This is a genomic window from Aquibium sp. A9E412, from assembly GCF_030398335.1.
Classification (GTDB): Bacteria; Pseudomonadota; Alphaproteobacteria; order Rhizobiales; family Rhizobiaceae; genus A9E412.
In genome coordinates, this window is the sequence record NZ_JAOAOP010000010.1 from 1 (window position 1) to 11,649 (window position 11,649).

The following is an 11,649-nucleotide window of genomic DNA, read 5'->3' on the forward strand; positions in this document are numbered from 1 at the left end:
CACGCGCTCGAAGCCGCCGCGCAGGCGCGCGCCGAGCGGCTTGCGCGCCGGCGCTTCGGCGGCGGGCTCGCCGGCCGGGATGTCGCCGCCCGGCGCATCGGCATGCGGATCGGATGCGGCGCGGCGGCGCGCGCGGGCGAGACGATGGCGCGCCACCGCATCCTCCGGCGGCGCCGGCGCGGCCTCGAGCAGCGAGCGCGACGACGGCTGTGCCGGCCGGCCGTGCGCCGCAGGCACCGCATCTAGCAGCGAACGGCCGCGCTCGCTCCGGTCTTGGCTGTCGGAATCGTGCATCGCGTCGCCAGCTCTCGCATACGTGGAACCCCGCGCCGATCGGCGCAGGCGGGTCTTAAGGCAAGCTAAAGGGACGTGGAAAACAAAGCGTTAACGCGCAACCGCAAACGCGCGCTGCGGTTGTGCGGCCGCCGGACGCTCGCGCGGCGGCCGTTCCCACGGAACCCGCCATTAAGCTTTGCCCGCTAGGCTCCCGCCGACGCCGAAAGGAGCGGATGATGGGCAGCCCGGCGCGCATTCTGCGCACACTGGTCAGCGGCGAGCGGGCGGCCATGCAGGCCTACCTGCAGGCGATCAGCGGCTCGGCCGGCCGGCTGGTGTTTTCGCTGGTCTACTTCGTCGTGCTCGCCAACACCCTGTCGATCGCCGAGTTCGGCCTGTTCGCCACCGCCTCGGCGGCCGGCGTCATGCTGTCGCGCCTGCTCGGCTTCGGCTTCATCGCCACGCTCTACCGGGTGGCGACCGTCAAGCCGCGGCTGCTCGGCACCTACACCGCCGGCTTCCTGATGTGGTCGGCGCTGTCGCTGCCGGCGCTGGCGCTCGCCGGCCTCGCCACGCACGCCATCTTCTTTGCCGGCGAACTGAGCCTCGGCATCTTCGCCGCGGTCGTCGCGGCCGAGACGCTCCTGTGGCGGCCGGCGGAGGCGGTGGTGATCGTCAACAACGGGCTCAACCGGTTCGGCCGCGGTGCCGTGCTCGTCATCCTCGGCACCATGGCGCGCGCGCTGGCGGCCGTCGTCTTCGCGCTCCAGGCGGGCGGCGACCTGTCGACCTGGACGATGTTCTATCTGGCCGCCAACGGCGCGACGCTGGCGGTCGCCGTGACGGTGTTCTACCCGCGCGGCCGGCTCCGGCTCAGGCCGGCGCTCTACTGGCGACGGATGGCCGACGCGGCCTATGTCGCCGGCGCCGAGATGCTGTTCTACCTGCAGATGGAGCTCGACAAGCTCCTGGTGCTGGCGCTCGGCGGCCCCAAGCTCGCCGGCCTCTACGCCATCATCATGCGGCTCGTCGACCTGACCGCGATCCCCATCCGCACCTTCTCGATGCTGCTCGTGCAGCGCATGATGCGGGCGCCGGACCTGCTGTCGCGCCTCGGCCTGCGCGTCGGCATCGAGGGCACGATCTTCGCCGTCTCCACGCTGGCGCTGCTGGCGCTCGCCGCGGTGCTGGCGGTGCGGCCGACGCTGCTCGGCGGCAACGTGGCGCAGGCCGCGCCGCTGCTCATCCTGGCGCTGTTCGTGCCGGGGCTGCGCAACCTGGTCGAGTATCAGGCCGAGCTTCTGTTCGCGCGCGGCCAGACCGGGCTGCGCGCCATCAACCTGGCGCTGCTCGGCGCGGCCAAGGCGCTGCTGCTCGTCCACCTGCTCGGCGCGGTGCACGAGACGCAGGCGCTGGTCGTCGCGCTCAACGGGCTGTTCGCCGTGCTCTATCTCGCCTCGGCCGTGCTCACCTACACGGCGCTGCGCCGGCCGGCGCCGCGCCCGGTGTAGCGCCCCGGCGGCCGCTCAGGCAGCGTCCGGCCGCGGTGTGCTGTCGCCGTCGCCGTCGAAGCTCACGCTCACGCCGTGCGCGATGGCCGCCTCGGCGACCAGGTCGGCAAGCTCGCGATCGGACAGCGCGCAATCCGGCAGCACCATGCGCAGCGCGCGCACGGCCTGCGACGTCGAGATCACTTGCTGTCGTCTGGCGCGTGTCATCACGTACTGGCGCGCGGCGCTCGCAGCGCCCCGCGAAACATGAAGCGGTTGCATGGCGGGCTCCTCGTCCGGCACGTTGCCGAACCGGAACTATCGACAACCTGGCGTCGAAACGCCAGCTTCTGTCCGCTCGGGAACAATGGCTTGCCGGTCTCGGGAATGCCGTCATTCGCAGCCGAGAATGCGCCGGTAGTGCGCCTCGGGCACGCCGTAGAAGACGCCGGCCACCTCCTCCAGGCTGGCGCGGTCGACGACCACCACCTCGCCACGGCGCGAGCGGATGGCACCGCGACCCTCCAGCAGGTGCAGCGCCACCGTCACGCCCGGCCGACGCACGCCGAGCATGGTGGCGAGGAACTCGTGCGTCAGCTCGAGGCGCATCGTGTCGACGCGGTCGTGCACCATCAGAAGCCAGCGCGCCAGGCGCTGCTCGACGCGGGCGCGCGCGTTGGTCAGCGCGGTGTGGGCGGTCTGGATGAAGAAGCTCTGCACGTAGCAAAGCAGCACGCCGCGCGCCACCGGATCGCTGTCGACCACGCGCCGCAGCGCATCGCAGGGGACGCGCCACGCCGCGCCCTCGATCTGGACCAGCGCCTCGTTGACCGAGCGGTCGTCGCCGAGCACCGCGGGAACCCCGGCCAGCCCTTCGCGGCCGACCACGCCGATCTCGACGTTCTTCACGCCGGCGGCGCGGGTGATCATCGAGATCACGCCGTCCTCGGGAAAATAGACATGCTCGAGCGGCGTGTCGGGCGCTTCCAGCACCATGCCCGAATGCAGCGCGACGAGCTCGAGATCGGCTTTCCGCACGCCGGCATCCGTCGCAGAGAGCTTCGCGAGAAGCCTGTTCCGGTAGCCGTCCGCACCCGCCATCGCTGTCCCCCATGCCGACGGCAGCGCCCGACCGTCGCCCCCATCGCAACGGTCCATGCTGCCGCAGACGCTGTAGTGCGCCAATTCGGCCCGGAATGCCATCGCGATGCCGGCTAATGTACGCGCACGAACAGTGTGCGACGGGCCGTGCCGGCGCCGCGGCCTCAGCTCTCGGCGACGAGGCGCTCGATCGCGGCGAGGTCGCTGCCGACGAAGGACTGGATGCCGACAGCCACCTGGCCCGGCGCCATGCCCGCGGCGAAGGCGCGGATGCCCTCGCCCGACAGCGCCGGCCCCGACCAGTAGACGCGGCAGAAGCCGTCGGGGTCGGGGAAGTGGCCCTCGCCGCCGCGCACCTCGTCGACATAGCGGCCGTAGATCATGCACTCGGAATAGCGGCGGGTCGATGCGACGGCCGCCACCCAGTGGCGCCCGGCGCGCGCCTCGATGTGGCGCAGCATGGCGAGGACCGCGTCGCGGCGCCAGGCGATCAGCGTGGCGATGTAGTCGTGCGTCGTCGTGCGGTCGGCGGGCAGGCCGAGCAGGCGACCGGCGCTGCGCGCCCAGGCCGGATGCTCGCCGCTCTGCGGCAGGGCGCCGTCGCGGCGGTAGAGCCGCAACGCCCCGTCGCGCCAGAAGCGGGCGCAGTCGAACGGCTTGAGGAAGACGACGTCGGAATCGAGATAGACCAGCGTCGGCTCGTCCAGCGCCTCGGCGACGGCGAGCCGGCGAAGCTGCTGCACGTGCCAGCCGCGCAGCGGCATGGTGCGCCGGCTGACCCAGATGCGCCGGCGGAACAGGTCGCTCGGGTCGGGCACGCAGTGCAGCCAGGCCGGCAGCAGGTCGCGCTCGTCGACCACCACGCGGTTCGGCCCCTCGAGCGCGCGGAAGCGGGCGACGTCGTGGCCGGCGACCAGCAGATAGTGCGTCGTGGCGCCGCTGACGTGCCGGTCGACCGAGCGGCACAACAGCCGGCAGCGCTCGAAGTCGGCGGCGTAGCTCGGCGTCACCAGGGCGGCCGGCGGCGCGCCGGCGGCGGCCTGCGGCGCGGCGGCGCCGAGCGTCTCGGGCGGCACGCGGCGGTTCACCGGTCCGCCCCGCGGCGCCGCGCCAGGACGCCGAGCACGCGGGCGAGGAACAGCGGGTTGCCGAGCACGTAGCGCCGCCACAGCCGGCGCGGCTCGAGCAGCAGCCGGTAGAGCCACTCGATGCGCAGCCGCCGCATCCAGCCCGGCGCGCGGCTCACCGCGCCGCTGAGGAAATCGAGCAGCGCGCCCACCGCGATCGGCATGGTGCAGTGGTCGGCCGTCAGGTTCTCCGCGATCCACATCTCCTGGCGCGGCACGCCCATCGCCACCAGCAGGATGTCCGGCCGGATCTCGGCGATGCGCGCGACGATCGCCGGCTCCTCGTCGGCCGTGAAATAGCCGTCGTGGATCACCTCGAAGCGGTGCTGCGGCGCCTGCGCGGCGAGCACGGCGGCGGCGCGCTCGGCATTGGCCCGCCGGGCGCCGAGCAGGCCGACCCGCAGCGGCCGCGTCTCGGCGCGCAGCAGCGCCGGTACCAGGTCGGTGCCGTTCAGATTGGCCGGAAACGGCCGGCCGTAGAGCAGCCTGGCGGCGATGTCGACGCCGATGCCGTCGGGCAGCACCAGGAAATCGGCCAGCGCCTCGCGGAACGCCGCATCGGCGCAGGCGATGTTGGCATTGTGCGCGTTGAGGAAGCTCACCTTGGTGAAGCGGCGTTCGGCAAGGCGCCGGCGCAGCAGCGCGATGCCGTCGTCCCAGGCGAGCGCGGCAACCTCCGAGCCGAGAATCTCGCGACGCGGGAAGGCATCGGCGGGAGCGGCGGCCTGCAGCATCACGCGGCCCTGCCCGGTGCCGCCGCGAAGCCGAGCCGGCGCAGGCCGGCGGCCATCGCCGCGTCGAGCGCCTGCCGCTGGGCGCGGTGGAAGGCGGCGCCGTCGACGTCGTGCGGCGCGGCGGCGGCGGCCTGCAGCGCCCGGGCGAAGGCGGCCGGATCGTCGGTCACCGTGCAGTTGCCGGGCACGCGGGCGATGCCGCGCACCGAGCGTGTGGTGGCGACGCTCGGCAGGCCCTGCTCGAAGGTCTCGATGGTCTTGAGCTGGACGCCGGTGCCGGCGCGGCTGACCAGCGGCACGACGCGGCCCGAGCGCACGAAGGCGGCGGCGTCCTCGACGCGGCCGACGAGCCGCACGTTCGGCGCCGGCGCGCGCAGCCCCGCCGGCACGCGGCCGGCGACCGCGACGGTGAAGCCGGGATCGAGCAGCGGCACCACGGCGTCGAAGAACCATTCGAGGCCGATGCGGTTGGGCTGCCAGGTCCAGGTGCCGATCAGCGCGGCATCGAACTGCGTGCGGCGCGGCGTCCCGCGGCCGGGCGCCGTCTCGCGGGTGACGAGCGGCAGCGTCGCCGCGCGGCTCTCGTCCAGGCCGAGCGTCTGGCGGTCGTCCTCCGACAGGGTGAAGACGAAGCCGGCCTCGCGGCACAGCCGCCGCTCGAGGGCGGCGAGCAGCCGCGCCTCGCGGCGGAACAGCAGCCGCTCGAGCGGGCTCGACGCGGCAGCCGCGTTCTCGGCCGCCGAGCGGTGCTCGACATTGTGCGCCACGTAGAGCGCGGGCCGGTCGGCGAACAGCGGGCCGAAGGCGCCGGCCATGTGCACGCCGTTGAGCACGTAGCCGTCATAGGGCTCGAGGGCGGCGAGCGCATCGCGCAGGGCGGCCGCCGGCAGCGCGCGCAGCTTGGCACAGGAAACCGGCAGCCGGCCGGCGAGCGCGGCGGCCAGCCAGCGCAGCTTGGTGGCGGGGTCGGCGGTCTCGTTGCGCACGTCGAGGCGGCCGATCACGACCGCGTCGCCCAGGTCGGCGGCCGCCGATTCGGGCCAGGCGAAGCCGACGACGCTGACGCGCACCCCGGCACGACGCAGACCGGCCAGGATCGCCGCGTTGGCGATCTCGTAGCCGGTGGTCGGTGCGCCGTCGGGCACGATCGAGGTGGCGAAAACCAGGTGCATGCGCTCTCTTCCGGCACGAAGCCTGAGGCAACACCTGCTAAATGTTCATTACGTAACGCCTTACGCGACCGCACGCGGGGCAAAAAACGCCGCGTCACGGCCGCTCGATGGCGATGTGCTTAACGCTTCGCTAAGCCGACGGCACGCATTCGAGGCAATCGGGCAACCGGCCGCAACGCGGACGGCCGCTGCGCGGCTCAATGGTTGCGCAGCGCGTCGATCAGCTCGTCCTTGTCCATCTTGGAGCGGCCCTCGATGCCGATCTCGCGGGCCCGGTGCTGCAGCTCGTCGACCGTCCAGTCCTCGTAGGCCGGCGCCTCGCCGCCCTTCTTGGACGGCTGGTCGCCGCGCGCGCGGGCATTGGCGATGCGCGCCGCCTTCTCCTTGCTCATGCCGTCGTCGCGCAGCTCCTCGTAGAGCTTGTCGTCCTTGATCTGCGCTCCGTGGTTCTTGGCCATGGCTGCCTCCTGTCGAACGATGGCTGCAGGCAGAACCCGCGGGGCGCCGGCGCGGTTCCCTGCCGCGGCCGCCGCGGCGCGGTGATTAACGCATCCTTAAACGCGGCGGGCGCACATGGAGGGCAGGACCGTCCCAAGCAACCGGGTCCCGCAACGTGACCATGCTGCCCACCCAGAGCGCGGTGTCGCTCGTCGCCCGCTCGCCCGACCTCGATGCGCAGGCCGTGGCGTGCGTCGTCACCGTGCCAACCTTCCGCCGGCCGGAGCACCTCGTGGCGACGCTGCGCTCGCTCGCCGCGCAGCGCACGGCGCGGCGCTTCGCCGTGATCGTGATGGAGAACGACGCCGAGGGGCGCGCCGGCGCGGCGGCCGCCGCGCCGCTGTTCTCGGACGGCACGCTGGCTGGCCTGGTGATCGTCGCGCACGAGCGCGGCAACTGCTGCGCCTACAATGCCGGCTGGGAGACCGCGCTGCTGACGTTCCCCGCCTTCGACCACCTGCTGGTGATCGACGACGACGAGATCGCCACGCCCGACTGGCTGGAGACGATGTGCCGGACGAGCGAGACGCTCGGCGCCGCCATCGTCGGCGGCCCGCAGGTGCCGCGCTTCGCCGCCGGCACGTCGCCGGGCTGGGCCGAGCATCCGGTGTTCGCGCCGCCCTATCGCGAGACCGGCCGCGTGGCGCGGCTGTTTTCCTCCGGCAACCTGTTGATCGGCCGGCCCGTGCTGCAGGCGATGGCGCCGCCGTTTCTCGACCTGCGCTTCAACTTCATGGGCGGCGGCGATTCCGACTTCCTGGCGCGCGCGGCCGACCGCGGCTTCACGCTCGCCTGGTGCGCCGAGGCGCCGGTCGAGGAGACGATCCCGGCCGGCCGGCTCGAGGCCGGCTGGATCCGCAAGCGCGGCCTGCGCAACGGGGTGATCTCGGCACTGGTCGAGCGCAAGCGGCGCGGCGGCCAGACCTTCGGCCGCGCCGTCGTCGTGGCGCGCAGCCTGGCGCTCTTGGCGCTGGCGCCGTGGCGCGGCCTCAAGCACTACCGGCGCAGCGGCCTGGTCTCGGCGGCGATCGACCCCTTCCGGTTCGGCTTCGGACGGCTGCTCGCCGAGTTCGGATACGCCAATGAGCAATACCGCCAGCCCGACGGCGGCTGAGCGCCTCGTCGCGCAGCTGCCGCTCGCCGGCATCGCGACGACGCTCGCCGCGCTGATGCTGACCGTCATCATGATCACCTTCCGCCCCTTCCAGCCGGGCGGGGCGGAGCTTTCCGGCGAGGGCGGCGACATCGTCAACCAGCTCGGCTTCGGCACGCTCGGCATCGCCGCCATCGCCGGGCTCGGCGCGCTGGCCGACCGGCGCACGATGAGCGCCCTGGTCAGCCCGTGGTGGCTGCTGCTGCTCGCCTTTCTCGCCCTTTCGGTGCTCAACGCGCTCGACCCGGCCGCGGCCATGCGCACGGCCTCCTTCACGCTGATCGGCATCCTGACCATGGCGGCCGTGCTGGCGCTGCCGCGCGACGCGGAGGCCTTCTCCACGGTGCTGGCGGTCGCCGGCTTTACCATCGTCGGGCTGAGCTATGCCGGACTGGTGCTGTTTCCCGACGTCGCCGTGCATGGCGGCGACGGGCTCGAGCCGCAGCACGCCGGCTTCTGGCGCGGCGCCTTCACGCACAAGAACATCGCCGGCCCGGTGATGGCGAGCCTGTCCTTCGCCGGCCTCTATCTGTGGCGGCGCGGCCGGCGCGGCGGCCTGCTGCTGTTTCTCGCCGCGATGGTCTTCATGGCCAACACCGGCTCCAAGACGACGGCCGGCACGGTGCCGCTCGCCATGCTGCTGGTCGTGCTGCCGGGCCTCGTCGGCATGCGCGCGGCCGTGCCGCTGCTGCTCGCCTTCGGGCTCGCCGGCGCGGCGATCGGCACCGTCGGCATCGTGCTGATCGAGCCGGTCGGCGACATCGCCGCGCGCATCGCGCCCGATCTCACCTATACCGGCCGCCTGTCGCTGTGGGAGTTCCTGCGCGAGATGATCGCCGAGCGGCCCTGGTTCGGCTACGGCTATGCCAGCTTCTGGGGCACCGAGACGGTCTACATGACCGACCAGCCCTTCGACCGCGCCTGGGACATCCGCGGCATCGTGCACGGCCACAACAGCTATCTCGACCTGGCCGCCTATATGGGCCTGCCGGCGCTCGCCGTGGCGCTCGTCACCCTCGTCGCCGTGCCGATGCTCGACTATCTGCGCGTGCCGCGGCTGAAGGAGAACGTGCTGATGGCCGACTTCTTCATGATGATCCTAGTCTTCACGCTGCTCAACGCGTTCCTCGAGAGCTTCTTCTTCCGGCGCGCCGACCCGGTGTGGCTGTTCCTGGTGATGGCCGTGCTCGGCCTGCGCCTGGTGGCGCGGCTGCCGATCAAGAGCCGCGCCTGAGGAAGGCCGGCCGGCGGCTGTTGCAATGGCGCGCGCCAGCGTCCATTGCTGCGCCCGGGTCTCGATGCGCCGGGCCTTTCTGCACGTCCCCCGACCGCAGTCCGGCTGCCGCGCATCGTCCTGGCGCGTTGTTGGGCGAACGGGTTCGCGCCGCGCCGGGAAACGCAATTGGGAGCGTTGCAATGGGCAGGAAAGTCATCCTCGTGGGCTGCGGCAACATGGGCCACGCGATGCTGAAGGGCTGGCTCGACGGCGCGCTGGCACCCGCCGACGTCGCGGTGGTGGAGCCGACCGAGGCGCTGCGCACGCGCGCGGCCGGGCTCGGCGTGACCGCGGTCGCATCGGCCGACGCGCTGCCGGCCGGCGGCGACGTCGTCGTCTTCGCCGTCAAGCCGCAGGCGATCGGTGAGGTGGCGCCGGCCTATCGCGCGCATGTCGCAGCCGGCGCGACGGTGGTCAGCGTGGCGGCCGGCATCGGCGTCGCCACCTTCGAGGAGCTGCTCGGCCGCCAGGCGCCGGTCATCCGCTGCATGCCGAACACGCCGGCGGCGATCGGCAAGGGCATGATGGTGCTGTTCGCCAACCGGCATGTCGACGGCGACACCTTCGGCTTCGTCGAGGCGCTGATGGCGCGCAGCGGCGCGGTGGCGACGATCGACAACGAGGCGCTGATGGACGCGGTGACGGCGGTCTCCGGCTCCGGCCCGGCCTATGTCTTCCACTTCATCGAATGCCTGACGGAGGCCGGCACGCAGGCCGGCCTGCCGCGCGAGACCGCCGCCCAGCTCGCCATGCAGACCGTCTACGGCGCCGCCTGCCTGGCCAGGGAAAGCGGCGAGGCGCCCGGCCGGCTGCGCGAGCAGGTGACCAGCCCGAACGGCACGACCGCGGCCGCGCTCGCCGTGCTGATGGGCGAGAACCGGCTCCTCGAGCTCGTCGACGAGGCCGTCGCGGCGGCCAAGAAGCGCTCGGTCGAGCTCGGCAAGAGCTGAGCGGTTCCAGGCGAAGCGGACGCCGGTCCGCCGTCCGCGACCGCGGTCTGGACGGCCGCGCCCGGCCTCAGCCCTTCGCGGCCACGCCCGCCTCGTCGAAGCTCGCCATGCCGGAAAAGCAGGCGAGCGCGCCGCGCACCACCGGCACGGCGAGGCAGGCGCCGGAGCCCTCGCCGAGCCGCATGCCGAGATCGAGCAGCGGTTCGAGCCCGAGCCGGCCGAGCAGCCGCCGGTGGCCGGCCTCGGCCGAGACGTGGCCGGCCTGCGCATGCGCCAGGCCGTCCGGCGCGAGGCGGGCGAGCGGCGCGACGGCGGCCGTCGTCACGTAGCCGTCGAGCAGCAGCGGAATGCGGTGATGGCGCGCCGCCAGCGCGGCGCCGAGCATGGCGGCGAGCTCGCGGCCGCCGAGCCGCATGGCGGCGGCGAGCGGATCGGCGACCGTGTCCGCGTGGCGGGCGAGCCCGACGCGCACGGCGGCCGCCTTGCGCTTGAGCCCGTCGGCGTCGACGCCGGTTCCCGGGCCGACCCAGTCCTCCGCCGGACCGCCGAACAGCGCCGCCGCGAGCGCGGCGGCGACGGTGGTGTTGCCGATGCCCATCTCGCCGAGACAGACGAGGTCGAGGCCCGGCGTCACGGCGTTCCAGCCGGCGGCGACCGCGGCCAGGAACGCCGGCTCGTCCATCGCCGGGCCGCGCGTGAAGTCGCCGGTCGGCCGCTCGACCTCGAGCGCGACGACCGACAGCCGCGCCCCGGCGAGGCGGGCGAGCTGGTTGATCGCCGCGCCGCCGGCGTCGAAATTCGCCACCATCTGCGCCGTCACCTCGGGCGGGAAGGCCGAGACGCCGCGCCGGGCGACGCCGTGCGAGCCGGCGAAGACGAGCACGTCGACGGCCTCGAGGCGCGGCGCGGCACGGCCCTGCCAGGCGGCGAGCCAGGCGACCAGCGCCTCGAGCCGGCCAAGGCTGCGCGGCGGCTTGGTCAGCGTGTCCTGACGCGCCCACACGGCGGCGGCCGCCGTCGCGTCGGCCGCCGGCAGGGCGCGGCAGGCATCGGCCAGATCGGCGAGCGTGGCGAAGGCTGTCATCGCGGTCTCCGTGGCGGGTCGCGGTTCAGGTGAAGGCGGCGACGGCGGCGAGAAGCACGAGCGCCTCGCCGCCCTGCTCGAGCGCGCCGAGGCAGTCGCCGGTGTGGCCGCCGATCTGGCGCCGGCACAGGCGGGCGAACAGCCAGCCGGCAAGGCCGAGCGCGGCGGCGGTCGCCAGCGCCGCGCCGAGACCGAGGGGAAGCAGCGCCAGGCCGCCGAGCGCGGCCGCGGTGAGCGCGGCGCCGCGCGGCACGGCGCCGAGGCCGGTCGACAGGCCGTCGCGGCGGGCCGGCGGCACGGCGCGCAGGAAGGCCGGCATGGCGGCGCGGGCGGCCATGTGGGCGGCGAGCAACGCCGCCGTCACCGCGGCCGCGCCGGCCGCGGCGAGCGCGGCAAGCGCGGCCGCGCGCATCAGCACCGACAGAATCAGCGCCAGCACGCCGTAGCTGCCGATGCGGCTGTCGCGCATGATGGCCAGCTTGTCGGCCGGCGTCGCGCCGCCGCCGAAGCCGTCGGCGACATCGGCCAGGCCGTCCTCGTGCAGCGCGCCGCTGGCGAGCATCGTGGCGGCGAGCGCGGCGAGCGCGGCCGGCCAGGCACCGAGGCCGAGCCGGGTGGCAGCCAGCCAGGCGAGCGTGCCGGCGAGGCCGACCGCCGCGCCGGCGAGCGGCGCGGCCCATTGCGCCGCCGCGAAGCCGCCCGGCGGCAGGGCGCGCGCGGCGACCGGCAGCCGGGTGTAGAAGCCGAGGCAGGCGACGAGTTCGGCCATGCGGTCGCGCTCGCGCATC

Annotated in this window: 12 protein-coding genes; 4 read left to right on the forward strand and 8 right to left on the reverse strand. The window is 73.8% G+C overall.

Going from position 1 to position 11,649, the window contains the following annotated elements:
• Positions 1 to 566: 566 nt before the first annotated feature.
• Positions 567 to 1,787 carry a lipopolysaccharide biosynthesis protein gene (locus N1F89_RS06325; RefSeq protein ID WP_290082727.1) on the forward strand — a complete coding sequence of 407 codons (1,221 nt, stop codon included), beginning with the start codon at positions 567 to 569 and terminating at the stop codon, positions 1,785 to 1,787.
• Between the two features lie 15 nt (positions 1,788 to 1,802).
• On the opposite strand, the gene N1F89_RS06330 is transcribed toward N1F89_RS06325, so the two are convergent.
• The 6 genes from N1F89_RS06330 to N1F89_RS06355 form a co-directional block, all read right to left on the reverse strand.
• Positions 1,803 to 2,048 carry a hypothetical protein gene (locus N1F89_RS06330; protein ID WP_290082628.1) on the reverse strand — a complete coding sequence of 82 codons (246 nt, stop codon included), beginning with the start codon at positions 2,046 to 2,048 and terminating at the stop codon, positions 1,803 to 1,805.
• A 111-nt stretch (positions 2,049 to 2,159) separates the two neighbouring features.
• Positions 2,160 to 2,804, reverse strand: a complete 645-nt coding sequence (locus N1F89_RS06335) for a Crp/Fnr family transcriptional regulator (protein ID WP_290082629.1) — start codon at positions 2,802 to 2,804, stop codon at positions 2,160 to 2,162.
• 227 nt (positions 2,805 to 3,031) lie between these two features.
• A complete protein-coding gene (locus tag N1F89_RS06340) occupies positions 3,032 to 3,880 on the reverse strand; it encodes a DUF6492 family protein (RefSeq protein WP_290082728.1) in 849 nt (282 codons plus the stop codon).
• A gap of 71 nt (positions 3,881 to 3,951) precedes the next feature.
• On the reverse strand, positions 3,952 to 4,728 hold the full coding sequence (locus N1F89_RS06345; protein WP_290082630.1) for a WecB/TagA/CpsF family glycosyltransferase: 777 nt from the start codon (positions 4,726 to 4,728) through the stop codon (positions 3,952 to 3,954).
• Entirely contained in the window at positions 4,728 to 5,900 is a 1,173-nt protein-coding gene (locus N1F89_RS06350; RefSeq protein ID WP_290082632.1) for a glycosyltransferase family 4 protein, read from the reverse strand. The genes N1F89_RS06345 and N1F89_RS06350 overlap by 1 nt, the downstream gene beginning before the upstream one ends.
• Positions 5,901 to 6,097: 197 nt before the next feature.
• Positions 6,098 to 6,358: a Rho termination factor N-terminal domain-containing protein gene (locus N1F89_RS06355; protein WP_290082634.1), complete on the reverse strand. Its 261-nt coding sequence runs from the start codon at positions 6,356 to 6,358 to the stop codon at positions 6,098 to 6,100.
• Positions 6,359 to 6,513: 155 nt separating this feature from the next.
• Here N1F89_RS06355 and N1F89_RS06360 point away from each other — a divergent pair, with 155 nt between their 5' ends.
• The 3 genes from N1F89_RS06360 (at position 6,514) to proC (ending at position 9,777) form a co-directional block, all read left to right on the forward strand.
• A complete protein-coding gene (locus N1F89_RS06360; protein WP_290082637.1) occupies positions 6,514 to 7,512 on the forward strand; it encodes a glycosyltransferase in 999 nt (332 codons plus the stop codon).
• Complete coding sequence (locus N1F89_RS06365; RefSeq protein ID WP_290082639.1) at positions 7,481 to 8,785, forward strand: O-antigen ligase; 1,305 nt, start codon at positions 7,481 to 7,483, stop codon at positions 8,783 to 8,785. Before N1F89_RS06360 ends, N1F89_RS06365 begins: the two co-directional genes overlap by 32 nt.
• Positions 8,786 to 8,967: 182 nt before the next feature.
• Entirely contained in the window at positions 8,968 to 9,777 is an 810-nt protein-coding gene (gene proC / locus N1F89_RS06370; RefSeq protein ID WP_290082641.1) for a pyrroline-5-carboxylate reductase, read from the forward strand.
• A gap of 67 nt (positions 9,778 to 9,844) precedes the next feature.
• Here the strand turns inward: proC and cobT are convergent, their stop codons facing one another.
• Positions 9,845 to 10,861, reverse strand: a complete 1,017-nt coding sequence (gene cobT, locus N1F89_RS06375) for a nicotinate-nucleotide--dimethylbenzimidazole phosphoribosyltransferase (protein WP_290082643.1) — start codon at positions 10,859 to 10,861, stop codon at positions 9,845 to 9,847.
• A gap of 25 nt (positions 10,862 to 10,886) precedes the next feature.
• Positions 10,887 to 11,648 carry an adenosylcobinamide-GDP ribazoletransferase gene (locus N1F89_RS06380; RefSeq protein ID WP_290082645.1) on the reverse strand — a complete coding sequence of 254 codons (762 nt, stop codon included), beginning with the start codon at positions 11,646 to 11,648 and terminating at the stop codon, positions 10,887 to 10,889.
• Position 11,649 lies beyond the last annotated feature (1 nt).